This window comes from Sandarakinorhabdus oryzae (assembly GCF_009733735.1).
Taxonomy (GTDB): domain Bacteria; phylum Pseudomonadota; class Alphaproteobacteria; order Sphingomonadales; family Sphingomonadaceae; genus Sandarakinorhabdus; species Sandarakinorhabdus oryzae.
In genome coordinates, this window is record NZ_WNJP01000029.1 from 1 (window position 1) to 25,197 (window position 25,197).

At 67.5% G+C, this 25,197-nt stretch carries 22 protein-coding genes and 2 pseudogenes; 12 read left to right on the forward strand and 12 right to left on the reverse strand.

Annotated elements, in window-relative coordinates:
- A pseudogene (locus GJ693_RS04820) lies at positions 1–498 on the forward strand (amino acid dehydrogenase); the annotation flags it as partial.
- Positions 499–505: 7 nt separating this feature from the next.
- Here GJ693_RS04820 and GJ693_RS04825 read toward each other — a convergent pair.
- Both GJ693_RS04825 and GJ693_RS04830 read right to left on the reverse strand, forming a co-directional pair.
- Positions 506–4,606, reverse strand: a complete 4,101-nt coding sequence (locus GJ693_RS04825; protein ID WP_156255199.1) for a translocation/assembly module TamB domain-containing protein — start codon at positions 4,604–4,606, stop codon at positions 506–508.
- Positions 4,606–6,576 carry an autotransporter assembly complex protein TamA gene (locus tag GJ693_RS04830; RefSeq protein ID WP_156255200.1) on the reverse strand — a complete coding sequence of 657 codons (1,971 nt, stop codon included), beginning with the start codon at positions 6,574–6,576 and terminating at the stop codon, positions 4,606–4,608. Before GJ693_RS04830 ends, GJ693_RS04825 begins: the two co-directional genes overlap by 1 nt.
- Before the next feature lie 90 nt (positions 6,577–6,666).
- Here GJ693_RS04830 and GJ693_RS04835 point away from each other — a divergent pair, with 90 nt between their 5' ends.
- From GJ693_RS04835 to GJ693_RS04845, 3 genes are read left to right on the forward strand one after another with little or no spacing between them, the layout of a single operon-like run.
- Entirely contained in the window at positions 6,667–6,852 is a 186-nt protein-coding gene (locus GJ693_RS04835) for a hypothetical protein (protein WP_156255201.1), read from the forward strand.
- Between the two features lie 37 nt (positions 6,853–6,889).
- Entirely contained in the window at positions 6,890–7,810 is a 921-nt protein-coding gene (locus GJ693_RS04840) for a DUF808 domain-containing protein (RefSeq protein WP_197041968.1), read from the forward strand.
- A 52-nt stretch (positions 7,811–7,862) separates the two neighbouring features.
- Positions 7,863–8,432, forward strand: a complete 570-nt coding sequence (locus GJ693_RS04845; protein ID WP_156255202.1) for a hypothetical protein — start codon at positions 7,863–7,865, stop codon at positions 8,430–8,432.
- Positions 8,433–8,464: 32 nt separating this feature from the next.
- On the opposite strand, the gene ypfJ is transcribed toward GJ693_RS04845, so the two are convergent.
- Both ypfJ and GJ693_RS04855 read right to left on the reverse strand, forming a co-directional pair.
- Entirely contained in the window at positions 8,465–9,358 is an 894-nt protein-coding gene (ypfJ, locus tag GJ693_RS04850; protein ID WP_156255203.1) for a KPN_02809 family neutral zinc metallopeptidase, read from the reverse strand.
- A 10-nt stretch (positions 9,359–9,368) separates the two neighbouring features.
- Positions 9,369–10,256, reverse strand: a complete 888-nt coding sequence (locus tag GJ693_RS04855) for a S1/P1 nuclease (RefSeq protein ID WP_156255204.1) — start codon at positions 10,254–10,256, stop codon at positions 9,369–9,371.
- A 118-nt stretch (positions 10,257–10,374) separates the two neighbouring features.
- Between GJ693_RS04855 and GJ693_RS04860 the strand changes: the two genes are divergently transcribed.
- From GJ693_RS04860 to aroC, 5 genes are read left to right on the forward strand one after another with little or no spacing between them, the layout of a single operon-like run.
- Positions 10,375–11,304 carry a DnaJ C-terminal domain-containing protein gene (locus tag GJ693_RS04860; RefSeq protein WP_156255205.1) on the forward strand — a complete coding sequence of 310 codons (930 nt, stop codon included), beginning with the start codon at positions 10,375–10,377 and terminating at the stop codon, positions 11,302–11,304.
- A 14-nt stretch (positions 11,305–11,318) separates the two neighbouring features.
- A complete protein-coding gene (locus GJ693_RS04865; RefSeq protein ID WP_197041969.1) occupies positions 11,319–12,167 on the forward strand; it encodes a YihY/virulence factor BrkB family protein in 849 nt (282 codons plus the stop codon).
- Between the two features lie 22 nt (positions 12,168–12,189).
- On the forward strand, positions 12,190–12,993 hold the full coding sequence (gene fabI / locus GJ693_RS04870; protein WP_156255207.1) for an enoyl-ACP reductase FabI: 804 nt from the start codon (positions 12,190–12,192) through the stop codon (positions 12,991–12,993).
- The gene (locus GJ693_RS04875) at positions 12,990–13,355 is read left to right on the forward strand and encodes a VOC family protein (protein ID WP_156255208.1); all 366 of its coding nucleotides are present in this window, start codon (positions 12,990–12,992) and stop codon (positions 13,353–13,355) included. The genes fabI and GJ693_RS04875 overlap by 4 nt, the downstream gene beginning before the upstream one ends.
- The gene (gene aroC, locus GJ693_RS04880) at positions 13,352–14,434 is read left to right on the forward strand and encodes a chorismate synthase (RefSeq protein WP_156255209.1); all 1,083 of its coding nucleotides are present in this window, start codon (positions 13,352–13,354) and stop codon (positions 14,432–14,434) included. The genes GJ693_RS04875 and aroC overlap by 4 nt, the downstream gene beginning before the upstream one ends.
- Positions 14,435–14,554: 120 nt before the next feature.
- Here aroC and GJ693_RS04885 read toward each other — a convergent pair whose 3' ends face one another.
- The 8 genes from GJ693_RS04885 to thyA all read right to left on the reverse strand — a co-directional run bounded on the left by GJ693_RS04885 (position 14,555) and on the right by thyA (position 22,420).
- Positions 14,555–14,932, reverse strand: coding sequence for a GFA family protein (locus GJ693_RS04885; protein ID WP_156255210.1), 378 nt, complete (start codon positions 14,930–14,932; stop codon positions 14,555–14,557).
- Positions 14,933–15,140: 208 nt separating this feature from the next.
- A complete protein-coding gene (locus tag GJ693_RS04890; protein WP_156255211.1) occupies positions 15,141–15,563 on the reverse strand; it encodes a DUF3035 domain-containing protein in 423 nt (140 codons plus the stop codon).
- Positions 15,556–16,047, reverse strand: coding sequence for a signal peptidase II (lspA, locus tag GJ693_RS04895; protein WP_156255212.1), 492 nt, complete (start codon positions 16,045–16,047; stop codon positions 15,556–15,558). The genes GJ693_RS04890 and lspA overlap by 8 nt, the downstream gene beginning before the upstream one ends.
- A complete protein-coding gene (gene ileS, locus GJ693_RS04900; protein WP_156255213.1) occupies positions 16,040–18,862 on the reverse strand; it encodes an isoleucine--tRNA ligase in 2,823 nt (940 codons plus the stop codon). The genes lspA and ileS overlap by 8 nt, the downstream gene beginning before the upstream one ends.
- Before the next feature lie 35 nt (positions 18,863–18,897).
- Positions 18,898–19,827: a bifunctional riboflavin kinase/FAD synthetase gene (locus GJ693_RS04905; RefSeq protein ID WP_156255214.1), complete on the reverse strand. Its 930-nt coding sequence runs from the start codon at positions 19,825–19,827 to the stop codon at positions 18,898–18,900.
- Positions 19,828–19,836: 9 nt separating this feature from the next.
- Positions 19,837–21,000 carry a dipeptidase gene (locus tag GJ693_RS04910; RefSeq protein ID WP_156255215.1) on the reverse strand — a complete coding sequence of 388 codons (1,164 nt, stop codon included), beginning with the start codon at positions 20,998–21,000 and terminating at the stop codon, positions 19,837–19,839.
- On the reverse strand, positions 20,997–21,500 hold the full coding sequence (locus GJ693_RS04915) for a dihydrofolate reductase (RefSeq protein WP_156255216.1): 504 nt from the start codon (positions 21,498–21,500) through the stop codon (positions 20,997–20,999). Before GJ693_RS04915 ends, GJ693_RS04910 begins: the two co-directional genes overlap by 4 nt.
- On the reverse strand, positions 21,497–22,420 hold the full coding sequence (gene thyA, locus GJ693_RS04920) for a thymidylate synthase (protein WP_156255217.1): 924 nt from the start codon (positions 22,418–22,420) through the stop codon (positions 21,497–21,499). Before thyA ends, GJ693_RS04915 begins: the two co-directional genes overlap by 4 nt.
- Before the next feature lie 76 nt (positions 22,421–22,496).
- Here thyA and GJ693_RS04925 point away from each other — a divergent pair, with 76 nt between their 5' ends.
- The 3 genes and pseudogenes from GJ693_RS04925 to GJ693_RS04935 form a co-directional block, all read left to right on the forward strand.
- Positions 22,497–23,204: an acyl-homoserine-lactone synthase gene (locus GJ693_RS04925; protein ID WP_156255218.1), complete on the forward strand. Its 708-nt coding sequence runs from the start codon at positions 22,497–22,499 to the stop codon at positions 23,202–23,204.
- 129 nt (positions 23,205–23,333) lie between these two features.
- Complete coding sequence (locus tag GJ693_RS04930; protein WP_235902641.1) at positions 23,334–24,677, forward strand: glycosyl transferase family protein; 1,344 nt, start codon at positions 23,334–23,336, stop codon at positions 24,675–24,677.
- Positions 24,674–25,197: pseudogene (locus GJ693_RS04935) on the forward strand (hypothetical protein); the annotation flags it as partial. The gene GJ693_RS04930 and the pseudogene GJ693_RS04935, both read left to right, overlap by 4 nt.

Genomic DNA, 25,197 nt, shown 5'->3' on the forward strand with positions numbered 1-25,197 from the left:
GCGCTGGCCCGGGCGCTGGCAGCCGAAGGCGCGCGCCTCACCATCGCCGATGTCGATGCCGCCCGCGCTGCCGCGCTGGCCGCCGAACTGGGCGCCAGCCATGTCGCGGTTGATGCCATCATGGGCGTGAAGGCTGATGTGTTCAGCCCCAACGCGCTTGGCGCCATCCTCGACCAGTCCAGCATCGACGCGCTTGATGTCGCGGTGGTTGCCGGCGCCGCCAACAACCAGCTCGCCACGCCAGAAGACGGCGCCCGGCTGGCGGCGCGCGGCATCCTCTACACCCCCGATTATGTCATCAATGCCGGCGGCATCATCTCGGTGGTCGCCGAATATCTCGCCCGCACTCATGGCGAGGCGATCACGCTCGATGAGGTCAACGCCCAGGTGGACGCCATCGGGCCGCGCCTGGCGACCCTGTTCGCCGACGCCGATGCCAGCGGGCTGCCCACCGACGTGGTGGCGGACCGGACGGCGCAGGCGTTGATCGGGCGCTGAACCGCCCTCAATAATCTTTCTTCCAGCGCACACTGGCCGAGGTCCCGCCCAGTGTCGCCACCTGGCTCAAGACCGACAGTGTGCGGGTCAGGCCGATCTCGATGCTGGTGGCGTTGTAGCCGGCGGCGTCGGTGGCTAGCTCCACATAGACATTGCGGCCCACGTACTGCCCGGCCGCGACAGTGGTGCGCCGGCCGGTCACGACGTCGGCCGGCAGGATGCGCAGCCGATCAATGCCCAACCCCTTGCCGACAGCGCCGATCGGGTTAAAGCCGCCGCCGCGCAAGCTGGTGAGCGCGCCGGCCAGCTGGATGGCCTCCGGCGCCGACAGATCAGTCACACGGCTGCCGAACAGCACGCGCGACAACACCTCATCTTCGGGCAGGGATGGCACCGAGCTGAACTTGATCTGCGGTTTCTGTGCCGTGCCGTCGACGTTCAGGAAAGCCGTGAAGCCACTGCCGCTGTTTTCCGCCGTCACGTTGATGATCGGATCGGGCGGATAGCCGCCGACAAAGCGGATGTCGCCGCGCGTCAGCTGGAAGCGCTTGCCGGCAAAATCATAATCGCCGCGCACAAGCTGCACCCGGCCAAAGAGTTCCGGGCTGGTGGCGCCGCCGCGCAGCTTCACGTCAGCCTGCCATTCCGATTTGATGCCCATCCCGGTCACCATCAGGCCGCGATCGGACTTGATGGAGAGATTGAACAGCCAGCGTGTGGGCGCGACATAATTGAGTGTGCGCCGGCCGAGCACGCGGGTGTTCTTCTCGGTCACCTGCAGCACCGGCACATCGGCCACTGCCGTGCGGCCGACGCGATAATCGGCGCGCGACAGGGTGAGGCTGCCAGAAACGACGCCGCCATACTCGTCGGTCGCGACCCGGATATTGCCGCTGCCGGTGGCCGAGATGTCGTCGCGGCCCAGCAGCGCGGCGTTGGTGGCGACCATGCGGATATCCATCGGGAAGCTGCGCTCATAGCTCAAATCGATGGCGCCAGCGCCGGTGATGCTGCCCTGGCCGGATTTGCCGGAAAAGCGCGTCAGTTCCAGCTGCGAAGCGGTGAAACGGGCATCAAGGCTGACATTGGTGGCCACTGCGCCCAACAACGGTGCTTCCACCCGGCCGCCCTGGCCGCGGATCACGCCGGCCACCTTGGGATCGCCCAGCGTGCCCGACACGTCGGCCGCGACTTGCACATCGCCGCGCACATCGAGCGCGGTCAGCCCCGACAGGCCCCACAGATCCTGCGCCGGCCCGGCATAACGCAACTGGCCGGCGACGCTGGAATCGAACAGGCGGTCAACCAGCCCGTCCTCGCTCGCCGGCAGCGGCCCAAGGCGAGCCTGGGCGCGGCCCTCGATCTTGCCGGCGCGCACGATCACGGCGCGCATCACCGTGCCGCCGCTGCCCAGGGCGGCGTTGAGGCCGACATCGATGGGCGTTGACGTGGAGGTGATGTTGCTGCGCGACAGGCCGTTGAGGCGCAGCGCTGCCGTGCCGGTGGGCGATGCATCGCCGCTCTGCGCCAGCGCGATGGTGCCCGACACCCGCCCGGCGAGATTCAGCGTCGGATAGGCAAGGCCCAGCATCTGCAACGACACCTTGTCGAGCCGGGCATTCAATCGCTTCGTGTCGCCCCAGTCGCCCGCAACTTCGGCATTGCCGAGCGCGCTGGTCAGCGTGACCGGGGCGAGGTGCCATCCGGCGTCGTTGTGGGTGATCACGGCCGGCCCTGACAATTTGGCGGCACGGCCATCATAATCGCCGCCACCCGCAATCTGCCAGCGATCGGGCGCGATATCAGCGGTGAAGGCCAAATTGAACGCCTCACCGCTGTTGCCGGACAGGGTCAGGCTGGCATCGCCCTTGCCGGCCGCCATCTGCAATTTGCCCTTCGCCTGTTCGACCACCAGATTGCCGCGCTCCAGCCCGGCCAGATCGAGATCGGCGCTGATATCGGGGCCGCTCTCCGGCAGCCTTAGCTTGGCTGCCAGCCGCAGCCGATCGATGGTGACAGGCGTGGTGAACGGCAGGCTGAGCGTGTCGCCGGCCAGGCTGAGATCGGCGACCTGCATTGCGCCGGCGGCCGACAGGCGGGCACTGCCGGTGAGGCCCTTGCCGGCCAGATCGAGTGTGCCGGCGAACGGCCCGGCCGCTGACTGGTCCAGCCGGCCGGTGGCGACAAAGCCGGCAACTTCTAGCCGGTCGATGTCCAGCCGCACGACGGGCGACAGGCCAATGCCGGCGGCCAGCGTGACCGGCCCCAGCCCGGATTGCGCATCCCCCACGATCCGCCAGCCGTCGCCTGCCGGATCGATGCGGGCGGCAACGGCTGTGAGGCCATAGCCGGGGCGGGCCAGCTTGGCCATGAAGTGCGGCGCCGCCGGCGTGCCTTCCCCGTCCAGCGTGAACGGGCCCCAATCCAGACTCTTGCCGGCGCTTGCCAGGGTGAAGCGGGCGCTGCTCCAGCTGGCGCGGCCGCTGGCGCTGAGCCTGGGGCTGGTGAGCACGAGATCCGAGAGGCTGACCGCCAGCCCCGGCAGCAGGGCAAAGCGGCCGGAGAGGCCGAGGCCGCCGCCGGTCAGCCTGGTGAGCCCACTGGCCGGCGGACGCGCGGCGCTGGCGCGGAAATCGCCGCTGCCGGCGATGCTGCTGGCTGGGCCGGGCTTCAGGCTGGCGCGGACGCTGGCATCGCTGCTGCCCAGTTGCGGCAGTGCCCAGCCGCGCACAATGGCGTTGATGGTCATGCCCCAGGCCGCCCGCGCCGGCGCCCAGCTGAAGCCGATGCCGGCGGTGAGCGGCCCGCTGCGCAAGGAAAAATTCTGGCCCTTCAGTTCGCCGCGCGCAAAGGCGATGCGGCCTTCGCCGCGCCACTTGCCGGCCAGCGGGGCCAGCGTGGCGGGCAGGCCACTGATGCTGGCGACATTGGCCACCAGCGGTGCCGACATGGTTTCGTTGAGATTGGCGATCCCGGCGACCGACACGCCATTCAGCGTCATCGCGCCGGGCAGGGCCAGTTGCCGCGCCATCAGGCGCGCATCGATCAGCGGCGCCAGCCACGGCCCGGCCAGCCGCGCCGTCACCACGCCGCCGCTCACCCCCCAGCCTTTGGCCAGCTGGCTGCCATCGGCCAGCACCAGCCGCGCGTCAGCGTCAGTCCAGCGTTCGGCGGCGCGGTCAAGCCGGCCGGTCAGCCGCCCGGTCAGCTGCCGGCCGTCAAGCGATAGGGTCAGCCGGGTGAGGTCGCCATCCGGCACGGCGGCGGCATCCAGCGCCAGCCCACCCGCCAGCGCGTCCCTGGCAAACCCGGCGAGCAGCGGCACCGGGTCGATCTGGCCCTTGGCGCTCAGCCGGCCAGCGTTGCCGGCCAGCGCAAGGTCCGCCAGCGGCGCCGGCCCCAGCCGGGCCTGCAACTGGCCCTGCCAGAGGAGCCAGCGGCCCTTGCCGGTGGCGGTGGCGGTCAATGGCTGGGCCAGTCCCACGAGGTTGGTGACGAGCCCGCCCTTCGGCGCGTCCAGCCTGGCCTCAAGCGCAAAGCGGTCGCGGTCGGGCTCGGCATCGAGATGCAGCGCCAGCAGGTCGCCCGCGCTTGCCTTGGCATCAAGATCGACCAGCGCCCGCCCGGCGTGGAGATCGAGCCGGCCACTGGCCGCCAGTTCGCGGCGTGGACCGGCGATGCCGGGTGCGATCACCAGCCGGCCCAGCCGGGCGCGGGCGATCCTGATGTCGATATCGGGCAGGATGCGCGGATCGGCGACAGGCTTGAGGTGCGGCAACCGGTCCAGCGTGGCGGCCGGAATGTCGAGCACGGCGGCTTCGAAGCGGTTGGAGAGCAGGGCCAGCGGCGTCCAGTCCAGGGCAACGGCCGGCGCAGCGGCAAAGCGACCATCCTGATCATGCAGTTCCACGCCGCGCAGCGTCGCCGTGCCCCACAGGCTGCCCTCGATGCGCGCGACATGCAGCGAAATGCCGTTGGCCAGCCGGTAGCTGCCGATCTGGCGCGCCGCCCAGTCCCGGCCGGTCTGGCTGTCGAGCGCGAAGGGCAGGGCGACGATCACCAGCAGCATCGTCAGCAGCGTGACGGCCAGGATGCGCCAGCCCTTCATCAAAACGCCTGCCCGATCGAGACGTAGAAGACCAGTTTCGGGTCCCCCGCCTGCGGGTTGACCGGCGTCGCGATATCGACGCGCACCGGGCCGAAGCCGGTATAGAAGCGCGCGCCGATGCCGGCCCCCAGGGACAGCCGGTCAAACGACGGCGTGGTGCCGGTGGACACTTCACCGGCATCGACAAAGGCGACAATCCCCAGGTCCTGCCCGAAGGCCTGGAAGCGATAGCGCGCCTCCACTGCCAGCTCGGTCAGGCTGTTGCCGCCGGTCGGCACATTGTCGGCATTGCGCGGGCCGACGCCCTGAAACACATAGCCGCGCACCGAACCGCCGCCACCGGCATAGAAGCGGCGATCCGGCGCGATCACGCCGCGGCTGGCACCAACGATGCTGCCGATGTGGAAGCGCCCGGCCAGCACCAGGCTGTCGCCGATCGGTTTGTAGGCGGTGGCTTCGAACTGGGCCTTCAGGTAATTGAAATTGCTCTGGTTCCGCAGCGTGAATTCCGGGCTCAAACGCCCGGTCAGCCGGAAGCCGCGCGATGGGTTGAGCAGGTCGTCCGATCGGTCCCAGGTCACGCTGGACGGAAAGGCCAGCACGGTGAAGGTGCGGCGCGGATCGCCGGTGGCGGAACGGTCGCGCTGGCTGGTGATCAGCGCCTGAGCGCCGACACTCCACGTCCAGTCCTTCTGCCAGATGATGTTGCTCTCGCGCGCCAGCGCCGCCGACACGCCCAGCGTTTCGGCGGCAAAGGCGAATTGCTGGCTGGAGGAGAAGCCACCGGTGACCAGTAGTTGCCGGTCGCGCTGGCCGAAATTGCGCTTCCTGAGCTCCACCTGCGCCACCTGCTCGCGCTGGGCGGCGACGGCGCGGGCGGTGAAGGCGCCTTCCGGCGGGAACAGGTTGCGGTGCGACCAGCTGCCTTCCAGCCGAACGCCCTGGCCGGTCGAAAAACCACCCGACAGTGCGATGGTGCGCATCGGCGCCGGCTCACTGGTGATGACCAGATCCACCGTCTGGGTGCCATCATCACGCACGGCGCCTTCGCCCGGCTTGATGGCCACCGCGCCGAACAGGCCGGTTTGCACCAGGGCCCGGCGCAGATCCTCGCGACCGGCGTTGCTGTAGCGGTCGCCGGGCTTGAAGCGGGCGAGCAGAGACACGTGCTTGTCGTCCATGCCCTTCACGCCATCATCAATGTGGATGGCGCCGAACACGCCGCGCCGGCCCAGATCGACGCTTTGCAGCAGAACGGCATCGCGGGTGGCATGATCAATCGTGATGTCGGGCGGGGCGATGCGCGCGAATGGATAGCCGGCGTCGGCGAGGCGGATCGGCAGGCCATCCTGCGCCGATTGCACGCGCGCGGCTTCCACCGCGTCGCCCACCCGGATCGGCAGCAGGCGGCTGACGATGCGCGACGGATCGGGCCCCAGTGCCCCCGGCGGCGCCGTGATGGTGATCTCCTTGAAATTATAGACCGGCCCGGGCTTGGCAGCGACGCGGATCAGGCTGGGCTGTCCGGCGGCACCGGGCACGATGGTGATGCGGGCCTGGCTGCCATAATGGCCGATGGAGCGCAGCAGCAACTCGGTGAGATCGCGATCCTCGGCAATGCGGCGGCCGAGCTGGGCCAGATTTGTCTCCTCCCCGCGGTGCAGCCACAGTGACGACAGGCCGCGGAATTCATCCTCAAGGCCAAGTTCCGCCAGGCCCGACACCTCCACCCGATACCGAATGGCGGCATCGGGCGCGGCCACTTCGCCGCCGGTGGTCGATTCGACATCAGGCCAGGCCACCGCCTCGCCGCCGGGCAGATCGGGGAGGGGGGATTCCGGCCCCGGTATGGCCGGTTCGGCCACCGCTGGCTCAGCCGGGGCTGGCGCTGGCGGCACCGGCTGCGCCTGCGCGCGAGCGGCAGCTGCCGTCAGGGCAAGCAGGATGGGCAGGAACCGGGGCACGACCACTGGTTTACCCCATGGCCCGGTCAGCGCAAGGCGCGGCACAGCAGCGCTTGGCTCTGGCCACAACCGTCTGTCTCGTGCATGGGGCGGTTCATGGCTGAACCTGGCATTCCCTTCACGCGTCCGCCCCAGCGGGGGGGCGGCATTTTCATCGCCCTTGGCCTGGTGCTGGGCGCTGTTTTCGGCGTGCTGGCACACCAGCCGTCGCTTGGCCTGCTGGCGGGGCTGGGGCTGGGCGTGCTTGCGGCCATCGCTCTGGCCGTGCGGGATCGGCGCTGAACGGCGGATTGCCGCGATTTTCGGAGGGTGACACCAGGTGGCCAGCGGATTGTTCGCACTGCTCGATGATGTGGCGGCCATTGCCAAGGTGGCGGCTGCCAGCCTTGACGACACGGCCGCCGCTGCTGCCAAGGCCTCGGCCAAGGCGGCCGGCGTGGTGGTCGATGATGCCGCCGTCACCCCGCGCTATGTCGTCGGCTTCTCGGCCGATCGCGAAATCCCCATCGTCGCCAAGATCGCGCGCGGCAGCCTGAAGAACAAACTGGTGTTCCTGCTGCCCGGCGCCCTCGCCCTGTCCTATTTCCTGCCTGTCGCCATCACGCCGCTGCTGATGCTGGGTGGCGCCTTCCTGTGTTTTGAAGGCGCGGAAAAATTGTGGGAAAAGCTCACGCCAGAAGACGAAGCCGCCCTGGAAGATGCAGCGATTGCGCCGGCCGACAGGGAACGCACGCTGGTTGCCGGCGCCATCCGCACCGACCTGATCCTGTCGGCCGAAATCATGGCGATCGCGCTGGGCAGCGTCGAGGAACGGCCGATCGGCGAACAGGCCGCCGCGCTGGTGGTGGTGGCGCTGGGCATCACTGGGCTGGTCTATGGCGCGGTGGCGATGATCGTGAAGGCGGATGATCTGGGCGTCTATCTGGCGCGGCAGAAAAGCGGCGCGGTGGCGGCGCTGGGTCGCGGCCTGGTTACCGGCATGCCGCCGTTCCTGCAGTTGCTGGCCGGTGTCGGCCTGGCCGCGATGCTGTGGGTGGGCGGGCATATCCTGGTCGATGGCCTGAACAAGCTGGGCGTCACCCTGCCGCACGACCTGCTGCACAGCGCCATGCACATGGTGGAAGGCGCCGGCGGAGCGGCGACCTGGGCGGTGGAGGCGGCTGGCTCTGGCCTGTTCGGGCTGGCGCTGGGCGCGATCATCGCGGGGGCGCTGCATCTGGTGCCGCGCAAGGGCCATTGATCAGCAGCGCCTGCTGCTGTATTGTAATGGCAACACACTGGAGCCCGTTCCGATGAAAAATGCCCTGCTTGCCATCCTGCTGTGCGGCGCCGCCGTCGCGGCCTGCAACGCCAACCGCAAGGACGAGGTGGAATCCGCCAAGACCGTGCAGGGCGTCACTGTCGATGCCGAATGGGAAGGCGACAAGGGTGCCGCCGGCATTGCCGACGCCGGGGTGAACATCCAGGCCGACATGGAAAAGGGCCGCGTCGAGCTCAAGCTGCCGGGCGGCATTGGCGGCACCGTCAACCTGCCGGCGGGGCTGGAATCCGATGCCAAGTTCGATCTCGACGGGCTGGGCCGCTATCCGGGCGCCAAGCTGACCAGCGTCAACGTGCAGGCCAGCGGCAAGGATGGCGACGGCAAGGGCGTCGTCGTGCTCGGCTTCACGGCGCCGGGCAGTGCCGCGCAGGTGGCGGACTGGTATGCCGGCAAGCTCAGTGACCAGGGCCGCACCCCCAGCCGCAGCGGCAACACGCTGACCGGCACCACCGAGGATGGCGACGCGATGGTGATTGCCGTGGAAGACGGTCAGGCCGGCACCGCACGCGGGCGGATCACCATCACGGATCGCAAGGGCTGAACAAAATCCACCCCAAACTCATTTGGGGTGATCTAAAGCGTGCGCGCCTTGAACGTGTCGCAGGCGCTCATCTGGCCATTTTCCAGCCCGCGCTGCAGCCAGCGCATGCGCTGCGCCGAACTGCCGTGGGTGAAGCTTTCCGGGTTCACGCCGCGCCCGGCCTGGCGCTGCAGCGTGTCGTCACCGATGGCCTGGGCGGCGCGCAGGCCTTCCTCGATGTCGCCGGCTTCCAAGAGGTCGCGGTTGTGGAAGGCCCACACCCCGGCAAAACAGTCCGCCTGCAGTTCTTGCCGCACCGACAATGCGTTGCTGCGCACCTCGTCACCGCCCGCCCGCGCCTTCTGCACCTGATCGGAAATGCCGAGCACGGTCTGCACATGATGGCCGACCTCGTGCGCGATCACATAGGCGGCGGCGAAATCACCGGGGGCGCCGAAGCGGCGCGACAATTCCTCGAAGAAGCTGGCATCCAGATAGACGTCGCGATCGGCCGGGCAATAGAAGGGCCCCATGCCGCTGTTGGCCGGGCCGCAGCCGCTGCTCACCGCTTCGCTGAACAGCACCAGCTTGGGCTGTGGATAGGGCTCACCCACCTGGTCCTTGAACACCGCACTCCAGGTGCGCTCGGTGCTGCCCAGCACCTTGGCGATGAACTTGTCGTGCTCGCCGGTCAGCGCCGCCGGTGCTGCCGGGGCGTCGGCCTGTGGCTGGCCCACGCCGGGGCCGCCAACGCCGGAACCGCTCACCGCGCCAATCATCTCCAGCGGATTCTGGCCGAGCAGCAGGGCGATGACGCCCACCACGAGCATGCCGCCGATCCCGAGCTTGCCGCCGCCGATGGGCAGCCGGAACCCGCCGCCGCCACCGCCGCTTTCGCCGCGCCGATCGATGATGTTGCTGCTCTCGTTCTCGTCGTCGAGGTTCATGGCCGACAGCCTATCGTGTGGACACAGGCGTGGCCAGCGCTTCGTTGAGCAGTTGCGCGATGCGGGTGCCGGCCCGGCCGACCTGTCCGCGCACCGCCGGCGTCGCGGCGCTGACATAGGCCGGGGTGATCATGGCCACACGGCCGGCACCCGTCACGGTGCAGGCATCAGGCACGTCCGGCAGGCCGCCATAGGCAAGATCACGCGAGATCTGCCAGCCGGCGCGCGCCCAGTCGGCGATGCGGGTAGCAGCCGGGCTGCGGGTCCATTGCCGGCGCTGGGCGGGGGTGATGCTGAAGGGCGTGATCGCCGGCGGCTCTGTCAGCGCGCGTTCGGCAAGATCCGAATCCCACACCCTGTGCAGGTTCATAAATTGCGTCGCCTTGAAGCCGAAGGCCGCCTTCACATCGTTGCCGCCGCGATCACCCTTGTCGCCGATGTGCAGCGGCTGGTGCATGTCGCCGGTGAAATGCACCAGGAAGGCCAGCGCTTGAAGCCGCTCCGCCGCCGGGCGGGCACGATCGGCGAGCAGCGCCTGCTGCCGCGCCACCTGCACCGTCACGCAATCGCCGTTCGGGCACTTGGCGCCCACGTCGAAATCGCCGCACACGCTGATGTTCTGATAATGCCAGGGCGCCGTATAGCCGAAGCGGCCATCGGGCAGGGCGCGCACGCAATCCGGCCATACCGAGGCATCCTCCAGGCTGTTCAGCGGGCAACTCGGCGTGCCGAGCCGGGGCGCGGCGCGCAGCAAGCGTCGAAGCTCGCCGCGCGCCTGCGAGGTCAATTGTGCCGCGGCAATACGGGCGGTGAGACGATGGGCATAATCACCCCAGGCCAGCGCGGGCTGAGCGGCGAGCAAAGCGATCAGGGCGAGCGGGCGAATCAGGCGCTTCATTATGAATCCGTATTTGGCGCAGGGCTGCAATGCTGGCCAGTGCCGCCTGTGGTCGCTATGGTCTTGCAAATGGGGCAGCCGCTGCGCATCTGCAGGGCAGATCAACAACGGAATGACAATGCGAGATCCCTACAGCGTTCTGGGTGTGCCGCGGTCGGCCACGGATGCCGACATCAAGAAGGCATTCCGCAAGCTCGCCAAGGACAATCACCCTGATCGCAATGCCGATGATCCCAAGGCGCTCGAGCGCTTCAAGGAGGCCAATCTGGCCTATGAGCTGCTGTCGGACAGCGCCAAGCGCGGCCAGTTTGACCGGGGCGAAATCGGCCCCGATGGCCAGCCGATCAATCCCTTTGCCGGCGGCGGTTTCCGCGGTGACAGCGGCTTCAACCCGCGCGATTTCGGCAGCAGCGGGCGCGGCGGCGGTGCCGATTTCGCCGGGGCCGCCGATGATCTGTTTGCCGAGCTGTTCGGCGGCCGCAGCCCGTTCGGCGGCAGCACGGGCAGCCGCGGTTTTCGCACCCAGGTGCGCGGCCCCGATGTTGCCTATCGCCTGACCGTGCCCTTCGTCGATGCCGTGGCGCTGACGCCGCAGCGCGTCACCCTGCGATCGGGCCAGACCATCGAGATCAAGCTGCCCGCCGGCCTGGAATCCGGCAAGCAGGTGCGTCTCGCCGGCAAGGGTGAGCCCGGCCCCGGCGGCAATGGCGATGCCATCGTCACCATCGAGATCGCCCCCCACCGCGCCTTCACCCGCGAGGGCGACGACGTGCTGCTCACCTTGCCGATCAAGCTGGATGAAGCCGTGCTGGGCGCCAAGGTGCGCATGCCGACGCCGGAGGGCGCGGTGTCGCTTTCCATCCCGCCTGGCACGCCGTCGGGCAAGATGTTCCGGTTGAAGGGCAGGGGCTTCCGCAAGCTCGACGCCACTCGCGGCGACCTCCTGGTGACGGTTCAGATCGACATTCCGCCCGATCACGAAGGCCTGAAGGATTTCGTCCAGAGCTTCGTCGATCCCCGCGATATCCGCGCCAATCTGCTCGGCTGACAGGGGCCGGATTGGTGTCCAGACCGCTCCCGCTGCGCCGGATCATCGTCGATACCGCCAGCGGCACCTTCCAGCACGGCTTCACCCACGCTGGCAATCTCGCCTATCTCAGCCTCGTCACGCTCTTCCCCTTTGTCATCCTGATCGCCTCGATCGCCGGCCGGCTCGGCCGCACCCGCGACGGCATGGCGGCGGTCAACAGCTTCCTCGATGCGCTGCCGCAAGGGGTGGAGGATATCGTGGCACCTGCCATCCGCGACGTGCTGGCCGCGCCGGCCACCGGCGGGGTCGTCACCTTCGGTCTGCTGGTGGCGCTGTGGACCACCTCGGGCGTGCTGGTGACGCTCAGGACCATCGTTCAGCAAGCTTATGACACGCCATCTGAATTGCCATTCTGGCGCTGGCGGCTGATCGGCATTGCCGAGGTGCTGGGCCTGGTCATCATCCTGCTGCTCGCCTTTGCCGCGCAGGTGCTGGTGACGGGTGCCGAAACCTTCGTGTTTCGCCTCATGCCGATGGCCGCCGAAGTCTTCCCGGCACTGGGCCTGCAACGCATCGTGCCGGCCGGGCTGCTGTTCCTGGCGCTGTGGGCGCTGTTCTCGCTGCTCTGCCCGCGCCTGTTTCGCGTCGCGCCCTGCTGGCCCGGCGCGCTGGTCACGGCGCTGGCGTGGACGGCGACCACGCTCGCCCTGCCGCACGCGCTCACCCTGTTCAACAATTATGCGCTCACCTACGGCAGCCTTGCCGGCGTGATCATCGCCTTGCTCTATTTCTACATCATTGGCCTTGGCCTGGTGCTTGGCGCCCAATTGAATGCCGCTGTTGGCCGCGCCCGGCTGGAATTTGCCGCAATTGGTCGCTAAGGCGCGCTTCAAGGAGAATTTCATGGGAATCATGACCGGCAAGCGCGGCCTCATCATGGGCCTGGCCAACGACAAGAGCCTGGCCTGGGGCATTGCCAAGGCGCTGGCCGAACAGGGCGCCGAACTCGCCTTTTCCTATCAGGGCCCGATGATGGAAAAGCGCGTGCGCCCGCTGGCCGAAATGCTGGGCGTCGCCCGCCTGTTCGAATGCGACGTGTCGTCGGTCGACAGCATGGACGCCTGTTTCGCCGCGCTTGGAGCGGAATGGCCGACCATCGATTTCCTCGTCCACGCCATCGGCTTTTCCGACAAGAACGAGCTGCGCGGCCGCTATGTCGATACCAGCCTCGACAATTTCCTGCTGACCATGAACGTCTCGGTTTACAGCTTCACCGCCGTTGCCCAGCGCGCCGCCGCGATGATGCCCAACGGCGGTTCGATGCTCACCCTGTCCTACTATGGCGCCGAAAAGGTCATCCCGCATTACAACGTGATGGGCGTCGCCAAGGCCGCGCTGGAAACCAGCGTCAAATATCTGGCCATGGATCTCGGCCCGCAGAATGTGCGCATCAACGCCATCTCCGCCGGCCCGATCAAGACCCTGGCCGCCAGCGGCATCGGCGATTTCCGCTACATCATGAAGTGGAACGAGTATAACAGCCCGCTGCGCCGCAATGTCACCATCGAGGATGTCGGCGGCGCCGGCCTCTATCTCCTTTCCGATCTGGCCAGCGGCGTCACCGGCGAGATCCACCATGTCGATGCCGGTTACAACGTCATCGGCATGAAGGCGGAGGATGCGCCGGACATCGGCCTCGAAAAATGAGCGCAGCGCTGCCGGCCATCGATCATGTCCAGATCGCCATGCCGGCCGGTGGCGAGGCGGCGGCGCGGCATTTCTTCGGTGAACTGATCGGCTTGCCGGAACTGCCCAAACCCGCCGAACTGGCCGCTCGTGGCGGCTGCTGGTTTCAGCTGGCCGGCGCGCAGCTGCATGTGGGTGTGGAGGCCGATTTCCGCCCGGCCCGGAAAGCCCATGTCGCCTTGCGCGTCGCCAACCTCGACCGCCTGCGCGCGGCACTGGCGCAGGCCGGCTTCAGCGTGCAGGATGAGAAGCCCGCCCTGGGCCACGCCCGTTTCTTCAGCGCTGATCCGTTCGGCAATCGCATCGAGTTCACGGCCGCATGAGTCTCAACAGCTTCGGACATCTGCTGCGCTTCACCACCTGGGGCGAAAGCCACGGGCCGGCAATCGGCGCCGTGGTGGACGGCTGCCCTCCAGGGCTGGCTCTCTCTGAAGCCGATATCCAGCCTTTCCTCGACAAGCGCCGGCCCGGCCAGTCGAAATTCACCACCCAGCGCCAGGAGCCGGACCAGGTCCGCATCCTGTCAGGCGTCTATGAAGGCCAGACCACCGGCACGCCGATCAGCCTGATGATCGAGAATGTCGACCAGCGCTCCAAGGATTATTCGGACGTTGCCGCCAAATATCGGCCGGGCCACGCCGATTATGCCTATGACGCCAAATATGGCCTGCGCGATCCGCGCGGTGGCGGGCGTTCGTCGGCGCGCGAGACGGCGTCGCGGGTGGCGGCGGGCGCGGTGGCGCGGAAAATCATCCCGAACGTCGCCATCACCGCCTATCTGGTTGAAATCGGTGGCGTCGCCATCGATCGCAGCCGCTTTGACCTGGCCGAGATCGCGCGCAATCCCTTCTGGTGCCCCGATGCGGTGACCGCCGCCGTGTGGGAAGAGCATCTCTATGCCGCCCGCAAATCCGGTTCGTCATTGGGCGCCATCGTCGAGTGTGTGGCCACCGGCGTGCCGGCCGGCTGGGGCAGCCCGCTCTATCACAAGCTCGACGCCCAGCTCGCCAACGCCGCGATGAGCATCAATGCGGTGAAGGCCGTTGAGATCGGCGACGGTTTCGCTGCGGCTCGCCTGCGCGGCGAGGAAAATGCTGACCGCATGCGGCCTGGTGAGGACGGCCCCGCTTTCCTCTCCAATCACGCCGGCGGCATCGCCGGCGGCATCTCCACCGGCCAGCCGATCGTGGTGCGTATGGCGCTGAAACCCACCAGTTCCATCCTCACGCCAGTGGAAACCATCACCCGCGACGGCCAGGCCGCCGAAATCGTCACCAAGGGCCGCCATGATCCCTGCGTCGGCATCCGCGCCGCACCGGTGCTGGAGGCGATGGTGGCGCTGGTGCTGGCCGATGCGATGCTGCTGCACCGGGGGCAGTGCGGTAGCGCGGCCAGCCCGTAACGCCTTGGCGTTACGGGCGGACTCGCGCCCGCTCGGCCGGCGGGTCTGGGCAAGCCGTCGGCACGGCTTTGCCGGGCCAGAGGGTTGCCCGAAGCCCGTTCGACGTCACGAAAAGTCGCGCTAACCCAACGCGCTGTTGGCCTTTTCCCACTGCCGCCCATCGAAGGGCGTGATCAGGGGCACCACGTCGTCCACGCCCTCCAGCGCCCGCCAGTGCACCGAATAGCCATCGGGGTGGGTGCGCGGCACATAGAAGCTCTTGATGCCGCAGGTGCTGCAGAACAGGTGGCGCGCGGTGCCGCTGCCCCAGCGATAATCGGTCAGCGCGTCGGCGCCGCTTTCCAGGGTGAAATCGGCCGCGGTGACGATCAGGTGCAGAAAGCCGGTCTTGGCGCAGATCGAGCAATTGCAGTCGAGCAGTTCCGGCGGATCGGCAAACCGTACCCGGAACCGCACCTTGCCGCAGTGGCAGCCGCCTGTCGCTTCGCGTATCGTCATGGCGCCATTTGCCCGGCCCCGCGCCCGGAAATCAAGCCGATTAGGGGATTTCCCCTAGATGACTCGAATCGCTTGGCGCTGTCACACATCGCGCTTGGGCGTGCGGGAAATGCCGGCAGCGGGCAGCTCCGGTTTCCAGGCACGTGTCCGGGGCTGTGGTGTCGCCGTCGGGGGGCGGCTGGCGCCCGCCCCGGACACCCCTATCCCCTCAGCCCGGCACCCGCAGATCGGCCACCTTGGCATCGCGCGCACCCACCGGCGCAGCGAGGATTTCCTGCAGGAACACGCCCTTGTTCACCGCGCTGGTGCGCGGATCGCCGGCCTGGCTGCGCGTGGCGGGATCAGGCGTGTTGGCGCCGGCGCGATCGAGCAACTGCTGTTCGGCGGCACTCTTCGGCGGCGGCTTCACGCCGGGACCAAACAGTGCCTCCATCGCGGCGGCCTGGGCATCGACACCCATGGCGCGCGGCGCCCCCGGCTTGGGCGGCGCCAGCGCGAAATCGGGCGGCACCACCAACGGCGCGCCGCGGGCGATCGACAGTTCATCGGGGCCGCGCGCCGAGAGTTTGCCCCTGCCGGCGCAACCGGTCAGGGCGAGGCCAAGTGCGGTCAGGATCAGCAGGTTACGCATCTTTGGTTTCCCCTTGGCGATCGGATGGCTTGGCCAGAACGGCCCGGCCCAGCAACAATATCACACCCAGTGTAATCGCGGCATCGGCCAGATTGAAGACCCAGAAGCTGTATTGCTCCCAGAAGAAATGCAGGAAATCGACGACATAGCCGAAGCGGATGCGATCAAGGATATTGCCCATCGCGCCGCCCAGCACCAGCCCCAGCGCCGCGATGTCGATGCGGTTGGTCTCGCGCCGCAGCCACAGCGCCACCGCAATGGCGATTGCGCCGGTGACGGCGGTCAGCAGCCAGCGGCCGAGATCGGAGCCGGCCTGCAACAACCCCATCGACACGCCGACATTGCCGACGAAGGTGAGGCGGAAGAAAGGCCACACATCGATGCCGCCGCGCATGGGCAGGTGGATCACCTCCAGCACCCAATATTTGCTGATCTGGTCAAGGATCAGCACGATGAGTGCGAGGAGATAGCCGCGGTTACGCATCGTGGACCATTTCGCCGACCACGTCGGTGCAGCGCCCGCACAGCTCGGTTTCGGGGTTCACCGGCAGGAAGCGCCAGCAGCGTGCGCACTTGGCGTCGTCGGACTTGCCGACGGTCAGCGCCTCGCTCGCGCCCTTCACCAGGGTGACGCGCGATACCAGGAGCAGCTCGGTCAGATCGAGCGCCTGCATCGCCACGAACCGGTCTTCATTGGTGGTCTCGATGGTGACAACGGCTTCCAGGAAGCTGCCGATCTCCTTGGCGCGGCGCATTTCCTCAAGCTTCAGATAGGCTTCCTCACGGAGCTTGCGGGCCAGGATGAACTGATGCGCCAACGTCTCGTCCTGCCAGCCCGCGTCGATCTCCGGCCATTCCAGCAGGTGCACGCTGCCGGCGTCGGGATAGCGGGTGCCCCAGACTTCCTCGGCCGTGAACACCAACACCGGCGCCAGCCAGCGGGTGAGGGCGTGGAATGTGATGTCCAGCACCGTCCGCCAGGCGCGGCGGGCGGTGGCGGTGGGCGCATCGCAATAGAGGCTGTCTTTCCGCACATCCATGGCGAAGGCCGACAGATCATCCTGCACGAAGCCGGTGATCAGGCTGGTATAGCGGTTGAAGTCATAGGCCAGCACCGCCGCCTTCAGCTCGCCCGACAGCACGGCGAGGCGGTTCAGCACCCAGCGTTCCAGCGCCGGCATCTCGGAGACGGGCAGGCGCTCGTCTTCACTCCAGCCATCAAGAGCGCCGAGCAAATAACGGAAAGTGTTACGCAATTTGCGATATTGATCGGCGACGCCCTTCAGGATCTCATCGCCGATGCGGTGATCTTCGGTGAAATCGACCGACAGTGCCCACAGCCGCAATATGTCGGCGCCATAGGTCTTCATGACGTCCAGCGGATTGATGGTATTGCCTTCGGACTTCGACATCTTGCGCCCGTTGGCATCCATGGTGAAGCCGTGGGTGAGGATGGCGTTGTAGGGCGCCCGGCCGCGCGTGGCGCAGCTTTGCAGCAGGCTCGATTGGAACCAGCCGCGATGCTGGTCACTGCCTTCCAGATACAGGTCCGCCGGCCAGCGATATTCGGGCCAATGGCCGGATTCGAGCACATAGACATGGGTGCAACCGCTGTCGAACCACACGTCCAGGATGTCGGTGATCATTTCATACTGATCGACCCGGTCGCCCAGCAGTTCGGCGGCAAATTCCGGCGTCCAGGCATCGACGCCCTGTTCGCGGAAGCGTTCGACGATCTTCTGATTGATTGACTTATCAACCAGATAGTCGCCGGTCTTGCGATCAACAAACAAGGTGATCGGCACCCCCCAGGCGCGCTGGCGGCTGAGCACCCAATCAGGGCGGCCTTCCACCATCGACCCGATGCGGTTGCGGCCCTTGTCCGGCGTGAACTGGGTGGCAGCGATGGCCGCCATGGCCTTTTCGCGCAGGGTGGGCGAACCGGCATCCATCGGCACAAACCATTGTGGCGTGCAGCGGAAGATCACCTTCTTCTTCGATCGCCACGAATGCGGATAGCTGTGCGAGAACGGCCCGGCGCTCAGCAGCGCCCCCGCGGCCTTCAGGTCGCTACAGATCGGCCCATCCGGCGCGTTGAGAGTGGGGTTGATGACGTTCTTGCTCTCGCCGCCCAGCCACAGCCAATCGGCGCGGTAACGGCCATCACCTTCCACGGCAAAGACGGGGTTGATCCCATGCGCCTTGCACAGCGCGAAATCATCCTCACCATGATCCGGCGCCATGTGGACCAGGCCAGTGCCCTGATCGGTGGTGACGAAATCGCCGGGCAGGAAGGGGCGGGGATTGGCGAAGAAACCGCCGAGATGGTGCATCGGGTGACGGGCAATGGCGCCGGCGAGGTTGGCGCCTTTGAAGTCCGGCCCGCTTGAGTCAAAGCGTTTGATTTCCCCGCGCTGTGCGCGTTCCATCAGTTGCAGACGCCCGAAGAACTCGACGGCCAGCGGTTCTGCAACGAGATAGCGACGGATCGAGCCATCAAGCTCAGTGACGTGGACGAGCAGATACTCGACTTCCGGCCCATAGGCGATGCCCTGGTTCACTGGAATGGTCCACGGCGTCGTCGTCCAGATGACGGCATGGGCCCCCACCAGTTCCGGCGCATTCGGCGCTTCCACAATCTCGAACGCCACGTCGATCTGGGTGCTAGTGATGTCGTGATATTCCACCTCGGCATCGGCCAGCGCGGTCTTTTCGACCGGCGACCACATCACCGGCTTGGCACCGCGATAGAGCTGACCAGACTCGGCAAACTTCAGCAGTTCGGAAACGATGGTGGCTTCCGACGCGAAGTCCATGGTGAGATAGGGTTTTTTCCAGTCCCCGTTGATGCCCAACCGCTGCAGCTGCTGGCTCTGCACATTCACCCAATGCTGGGCATAGGCGCGGCATTCGGCGCGAAATTCCTTCGCCGGCACCTCGTCCTTGTTCTGCTTCTTGGCGCGATAGGCCTCTTCCACCTTCCATTCGATGGGCAGGCCATGGCAATCCCAGCCGGGCACATAGGGCACATCCTTGCCGAGCAGCGAGTGGGTGCGCACCACGGCGTCCTTCAGCACATGGTTCAGCGCGTGGCCGATGTGCATGTCCCCGTTCGCATAGGGCGGGCCGTCGTGATAGATGAACTTTTCCCGGCCCTGCCGTGCCGCGCGCAGCTGCGCATAGAGATCGGCCTGCTGCCAACGCTCAAGAATCTGCGGCTCGCGCTCCGGCAGGCCGGCTTTCATGGGAAAGTCGGTCTTGGGCAGGAAGACGGTGGGGCGATAATCAGGCGCGCTCATGGTGGGCGAGGCTTTAGGGGAAGCCGGCGCGGCTGTCACGCACCCTTGAGCATTCGCCGCGCCGCTTCGGCATCGGCGGCGATCTGGCGCTTGAGCGCATCCAGCCCATCGAGCTTCATTTCGGGCCTGAGATAGGCGACCAGCTGCACATCCAGGGTCTGGCCGTAAAGGTCGCCCTGCCAGTCCATCAGCCAGGTTTCGAGCAACTCGATGGGCGGCTCGATCATCGGGCGGATGCCGAGATTGGCGACGCCATCCACCCGCTCGCCCGAGGGCAGCACGACATGCACGGCATAGACGCCATAGGCCGGGCGGACATAATCGCCGAGCGTCATGTTGGCGGTGGGGAAACCCAGCGTGCGCCCCAGCTTGGCGCCATGCTCCACCGTGCCACGGATGGTGAACGGCCGCGTCAGCAGTTCTGCCGCCATGCCGGGCCGCGCATCGCGCAGCAGGGCGCGCACTCGCGTCGAGCTGATGGTGCCCGCACTGTCCTGCACCGCGTCCACCACCCGGGCGGCAAAGCCATTGGCCAGCCCCAGCCGCGACAGATCGGTCACGCTGCCACTGCGCCCGCGCCCGAAAGTGAAATCGCCGCCGGTCACCACGCCCGCGACGCCCAGCCGCTGCACCAGCCATTCCTCCACGAACGCTTCGGCCGACAGCGCCGCCAGGTCGCGGGTGAAGGGCATCACCACGGCGCCATCCATGCCGAAATCATCCAGCCACTCGCCGCGCTGGCCAATGGTGGAGAGCGCGAAGGGCGGCACATCGGGCTGGAACAGCCGCGCCGGGTGCGGATCGAAACTGGCCACCAGCGCCGGCCGGCCCAGTTTGCGCGCCCAGTCACGCGCGGCGCCGACCACGGCCTGGTGGCCGGCGTGGAAGCCATCGAAATTGCCCAGCGCCACGATGCCGCCCCGCAAGGAGCCAGGCAGGGCGGCGCCCCCGGTGATCAAGTCCATGTGGCGCGCTTAGCGGGGGGCAAGCCCGGCGGCAAGCAGCCGTGCCGCATTGCCGCCCACCACCTTGGCGATATCATCAGTGCTCATGCCGGCCTTCAGCAGTGCGTCGGTCACCACATCGAGGTGTGCGGTGTCGAAACCCACGGTGGTGCCACCATCATAATCGCTGCCCAGCCCGACATGATCGACGCCGGCCACTTTCACGGCGTGCAGGATGGCTCTGGCCGTCGCCTCCGGCGTTGGCTGGCAGATGGCGGCATCCCAATAACCGATGCCGACCACGCCGCCATTGGCCGCCAGCGCCTTGAGCTGGTTGTCATCCAGGTTGCGCGGCGTGTCGCAGGTGCCCTTCACGCCGCCATGGCTCACCACCACCGGCCGCGTGGCGATCTTCAGCACATCGGCAAAGGCGGCGGGGCTGGAATGGGCGACATCGATGATCATGCCCAGCCGCTCGGCCTCGCGCACCACGGCAGCTCCGAGCGGAGTGAGCCCGCCCTTCTTTTCACCCGCCATCGAGCCGGCCAGATCGGTATCGAAGAAATGCGCCAGGCTGAGCATGCGGAAGCCGGCATCGTGCAGCCGCTTCACGTTGGCGACCTGGCCTTCCAGATCCTGTCCGCCCTCGGTCGAGAGCAGCGCGCCGGTCACCTTTTTGCCCGCCGCCCTGTCGGCCAGCAGCGCGGCCAGATCAGCCGGCGAGGTGATGATCTTCAGCCGTCCGCCGGCGCGCTTCTCCACGTCGTGCAGCTTCTCGGCGTGCCAGAGCGAGCGTTCCAGCAGGCTGCCCCAAGTGCGCACCGGCTGCATCTGCGCGATCACCAGCGGGGTGATATTGTCGGTATCGCCCGAATTCTTCTCGTAATTCTGCCCACGCGGCGTCTTGGTCACGCTGGAGAAGACCTGCAGCGCGACATTGCCGGCCTCCAGCCGCTTGAGGTCCACATGGCCCTGATTGGTTTCCGACAACAGGTCGCGCTGCCACATCAGCGTGTCGCTGTGCAGATCGATCACGGTCAGCGTCTTGTGCAGCGCCTTGGCCTCGGCGCTTACCGGCCAGGTCGCACCGGTATGCTTGTTCATGCCGCGCTCGACGATGCCGGGGGCAAAGCCGAAGAAGCCCACCGCCGCCAGTCCCAGCAGCGCCGCCGTGCCCCACAGGATCTTTCTCATGGCAGTCGCTCCAGCGTGATGAAGGCAAAGCCCGGCCGGTCGCCCTCCGGACCGTGCGTCTCGCGCGCCACTTCCTGCCAGCGCGCCGGATCAAAGGCCGGAAGGAAGGTGTCGCCCTCCGGCTCGGCGTCCACTTCGGTCAATTCCACCCGCGTCGCGATGGGCGCGCTGAGCGCGTAAATCTCCGCCCCGCCAATGATCATGATGTGGCCGCGCACGCGTGGATCAAGCCCGGCGGCGGCAATGGCTTCGGCCAGGTTGGGCACCACGGTCACCCCTTCGGCCGACCAGCCCGGCTGGCGCGTGAGCACGATATTGTGGCGGCCGGGCAGAGGCTTGCCGATGCTCTCGAAGGTCTTGCGGCCCATCACCACCGGCTTGCCGATGGTGATCGCCTTGAAGCGCTTGAGGTCCGCCGGCAGGTGCCAGGGCATGGTGCCATCCTTGCCGATCGCGCCGTTGCGGGCGCGGGCGACGACCAGGGTGACGTCGAGACTCATACCGCTACCGGCGCGGCGATATGCGGGTGCGGCTCGTATCCGGCGATGACGAAATCCTCCAGCCGATACGAAAACAGGTCCTCCGGCCGCCGCGCGAAATCCAGCCGCGGGAAGGGGCGGGGCTCTCGTGAAAGCTGCTCCGTCACCAGATGCTCGTGGTTGAGATAGAGGTGGCAATCCGCCCCCATCCACGTCAGCTCGCCGGGTTCATAACCGCACTGCTGCGCCAGCATGCGGATCAGCACCGCCGCTTCGAAGATGTTGAACGGAAAGCCCAGCCCCAGATCGCAGCTGCGTTGGTAGAGGATGCCCGACAGGCGCCCATCAGCGACGAAATATTGATAGGTCATATGGCAGGGCGGCAGTGCCATGCGATGCAGTTCGGGCACATTCCAGCCGGTGAAGATGTGGCGGCGGCTGGCGGGGTTGTGTTTCAGGCCATGCACCAGCTCGGTCATCTGATCATAAGGCGTGTCGGCGCGGAAACTGCCGTCTTCATTGGCGGCATAGCGCGGCCAGCGCCGCCACTGCACGCCATAGACCGGGCCGAGATCGCCCCATTTCGCCGCGAAATCATCGTCGGCGATGATCCGCGCCTCGAACGCATCGCGGCTGAGCTGTTCGCCCGTCGCGCGGCGATATTTGTCGAGCGGCCAGTCGGTCCAGATATGCACGCCCTGTTCGACCAGCGGCCTGATGTTGGATTCGCCGTTCAGGAACCAGATCAGCTCCTTGATCGCCGATTTCCAGAAGATCCGCTTGGTGGTGAGCAGCGGCACCGTGCCGTCCGACAGATCGAACTTCAGCGTCTCGCCAAACAGGGCACGCGTGCCGGTGCCGGTGCGGTCACCGCGCGCCACGCCTTCGCGCCACACGCGGTCCATCAGGGAGAGATACTGCGCTTCGCCGGTCAAAGTCATTGCCCCTTTTCAGGGATATGGTGAAGCCGCGTCAACTGCCGCCATTGGGGAGCCTGAGCCAAGGGGAGATGGACCCATGTTCGGCACGGCAACGGCGGGCAGCAGCAAGGATATCACGGCGATTCCCGGCCTGTGGGCGGATGATCACGGCCCGGCCGCCGCGCTGCGCAGCCGCGGGCGCGCCCATGCCCGGCTGCGTTCGGCGATGCTGAAGGATCGCAAGACCGTGCTGATGGACCGGATGGGCTGGGACCTGCGCTCGCCCGATGGCCTGCACGAGCTTGACGAGTATGACCAGGACGACACGCTCTACCTGATCGTGCACCAGTCGGCGACCCACCGCCACCTGGGTTCGGTGCGCTTGCTGCCGTCCACCGGTCCGCATCTGCTGCGCGACAAGTTTGCCCACCTCTGCCTCGATGGCGTGCCGACTGGCCCCGACGTGTGGGAAATCACCCGGCTGGTCACCAGCCCCGGCCTGTCGCGCGCCGAGGCGCTGCAGGTGCGCCGGCAACTGTCCATCGCATTGTTCGAACATGGGCTGGGCCACGGCATTGCCCGCTACACCATGGTCACCCACATGGCATGGCTGCCCAGTCTGCTCAGCATTGGCTGGGATGCCGAGCCGCTGGGCCTGCCGCACGGCGAAGGCAATGCTGCGGTGGCTGCCCTGCAGATCATGATTGACGAAACGAGCTTGCAGCGACTGCGCGGCGCCTGGGCCATGCCCAAGCCCGTGCTCCCGCTGCCCCACTTCGACCGGGAGACTGTATTGGCGTTTTGACCCTGCGCCCGTCGCTTCCGTGTCGAGGATGCCCCGGCCTGCCAATCCCTTCTGCAAACGGCCCTCCCCGTCTGCAGGTCATGGTGCAGGTCGGGGCATCCACCCCCTGATGACCCACCGGCCCTGATCGTGGCCGAACTCCTGGCCCTCTGGCACGTCGCCCTGGCCGAATCCCTGTTCCTGATTGCCCTGCTGGTGGCGATCAATGGCCTCGATGATCTGGCCATCGACATCCTCTGGCTGCTGATGCCGCGCGCCCGGCGCCGGCCGTTGCCTTTGCCCGCGGCACCGCCGGCCACCCGCTTTGCCCTGCTCGTCCCGGCGTGGGACGAGGCCGCGGTGATCGGCACCATGCTGCGCCGCACCCTGGCCGTGCTCGATGGACCGGAACTGGTGCTGTTCGTCGGCCTTTATCCCAACGATCCAGCCACGCGGGCAGCGGTGGCGGCGGTGGCCGATCCGCGCCTGCGCGCCATCATCGGGCCGCTGCCGGGGCCGACCACCAAGGCCGATTGCCTCAACACCCTGTGGCGCGCCGTGCTGGCCGAAGAGGCCAGCAGCGGGCGGCCCTTCGATGCCATCATCCTCCATGATGCAGAGGATGTCGTGCACCCCGCCGAACTGGCGGTGTTTGCCGCGCACCTCGCCAACCATGCCATGGTGCAGCTGCCGGTGCTGCCACTGCCCGATCCGGCCAGTCCGCTGATATCCGGCCATTATATCGATGAATTTGCCGAAGCCCACGCCAAGGAACTGCCGGTGCGGCAATGGCTGGGCGCGGCAATGCCCTCGGCGGGCGTGGGCGTCGCCTTTGATCGCGCCATGCTGGGCCGCATCGCGGAGGCGCGTGGCGGCCTGCCGTTCGACGCCAGCAGCCTGACCGAGGATTATGAGCTGGGCATGGCGGTGGCAGCCCAGGGCGGGCGGGGGACACTGGTGTGGACGCTGGCCGAAGGCGGCCCAGTCGCCACCGCCGAGCATTTTCCGGCCGATTTCGAAAGCGCCGTGCGCCAGAAGACGCGTTGGCTCACCGGCATTGCGCTGGCCGGGTGGGACCGGCTGGGCTGGCGCGGCGGGGTGGTGCAGCGCTGGATGCTGCTGCGCGATCGCAAGGCGCCGTTGATGGCGCTGCTCACCCTGGTCGCCTATGGGCTGGCGCTGCTGCTCGGGCTGGATGCGTTGTTGCGGATATTGCTGCCGGCGGCGGCGCGGATGCCGGCGGTGGCCCACGGCTGGACGCTGGTGCTGCTCTGGCTCAACTGGACGCTGTTGTGCTGGCGGCTGCTGGTGCGGGCGCTGTTCACCTTGCGTGTGCAGGGCTTTGCCGAAGCGCTGCTGGCCACCCCGCGGGCGCTGGTCGGCAATTTCGTCAACGCCATGGCCGCCCTGCGCGCCTTTTCCCGCTATCGCGCCGCCCTGCGTTCCGGCCGCGCCCTGGCCTGGGACAAGACCAGCCACCGGTTTCCCCAATGAGCCGGCCTGGCCGCCCCCTGCGCGCACTGGCCGGGCTGGGCGTGGCGACCAGCGTCTGGATCGCGGTGCGCCTGCCGGGCATGGAGCGCGAGGTCGCGGCGCTGGCGGCGCTGGCCAACGCGAATCCGGTGCGGTTGGCAGGGCCGGTGCTGGCGGCGCCCGTCCCGGCAGTGCCCCCGCTGCTGCGTGCCGTCGCGCCACTGCGTGCGCCGGCCATGCCAAGAACGTTCCCGCTGGTACCGGCTGCGGCGCCGATCCGCCAGGCTGTTGCGGCCAGCACCTTGTCACTTGCGGTCACCACCCCGCCACCTGCGGTCACCGCCGCGCCACCGGCCGCCACCGAATCGCGCCCTGATCCGGCCTTTGCGCTCGCAGCCCAGGCCTATGACCGGCTGCGCCGTGGCGAGCGCCGGCAAGCCGCCGCGCTGTTCGATGCGGCGCTGAGCCTGCAGCCCGACAACCGCCAGTGGCAGGCTGACCGGCGGGCCTTGGGCCGGCGCTGGCAACTGGGCGCCTATGC

Bases quoted from the DNA above. Each gene is read 5' to 3' on its own strand.
- GJ693_RS04860 (WP_156255205.1), top strand. From the start codon at position 10,375: ATGCGAGATCCCTACAGCGTTCTGGGTGTGCCGCGGTCGGCCACGGAT.
- GJ693_RS04855 (WP_156255204.1), bottom strand. From the start codon at position 10,256: ATGAAGCGCCTGATTCGCCCGCTCGCCCTGATCGCTTTGCTCGCCGCT.
- GJ693_RS04925 (WP_156255218.1), top strand. From the start codon at position 22,497: ATGTTCGGCACGGCAACGGCGGGCAGCAGCAAGGATATCACGGCGATT.
- lspA (WP_156255212.1), bottom strand. From the start codon at position 16,047: ATGCGTAACCGCGGCTATCTCCTCGCACTCATCGTGCTGATCCTTGAC.
- GJ693_RS04905 (WP_156255214.1), bottom strand. From the start codon at position 19,827: ATGGACTTGATCACCGGGGGCGCCGCCCTGCCTGGCTCCTTGCGGGGC.
- GJ693_RS04885 (WP_156255210.1), bottom strand. From the start codon at position 14,932: ATGACGATACGCGAAGCGACAGGCGGCTGCCACTGCGGCAAGGTGCGG.
- GJ693_RS04890 (WP_156255211.1), bottom strand. From the start codon at position 15,563: ATGCGTAACCTGCTGATCCTGACCGCACTTGGCCTCGCCCTGACCGGT.
- GJ693_RS04915 (WP_156255216.1), bottom strand. From the start codon at position 21,500: ATGAGTCTCGACGTCACCCTGGTCGTCGCCCGCGCCCGCAACGGCGCG.
- GJ693_RS04875 (WP_156255208.1), top strand. From the start codon at position 12,990: ATGAGCGCAGCGCTGCCGGCCATCGATCATGTCCAGATCGCCATGCCG.
- GJ693_RS04910 (WP_156255215.1), bottom strand. From the start codon at position 21,000: ATGAGAAAGATCCTGTGGGGCACGGCGGCGCTGCTGGGACTGGCGGCG.
- ypfJ (WP_156255203.1), bottom strand. From the start codon at position 9,358: ATGAACCTCGACGACGAGAACGAGAGCAGCAACATCATCGATCGGCGC.
- fabI (WP_156255207.1), top strand. From the start codon at position 12,190: ATGGGAATCATGACCGGCAAGCGCGGCCTCATCATGGGCCTGGCCAAC.
- thyA (WP_156255217.1), bottom strand. From the start codon at position 22,420: ATGACTTTGACCGGCGAAGCGCAGTATCTCTCCCTGATGGACCGCGTG.
- GJ693_RS04825 (WP_156255199.1), bottom strand. From the start codon at position 4,606: ATGAAGGGCTGGCGCATCCTGGCCGTCACGCTGCTGACGATGCTGCTG.
- GJ693_RS04835 (WP_156255201.1), top strand. From the start codon at position 6,667: ATGGCTGAACCTGGCATTCCCTTCACGCGTCCGCCCCAGCGGGGGGGC.
- GJ693_RS04845 (WP_156255202.1), top strand. From the start codon at position 7,863: ATGAAAAATGCCCTGCTTGCCATCCTGCTGTGCGGCGCCGCCGTCGCG.
- aroC (WP_156255209.1), top strand. From the start codon at position 13,352: ATGAGTCTCAACAGCTTCGGACATCTGCTGCGCTTCACCACCTGGGGC.
- ileS (WP_156255213.1), bottom strand. From the start codon at position 18,862: ATGAGCGCGCCTGATTATCGCCCCACCGTCTTCCTGCCCAAGACCGAC.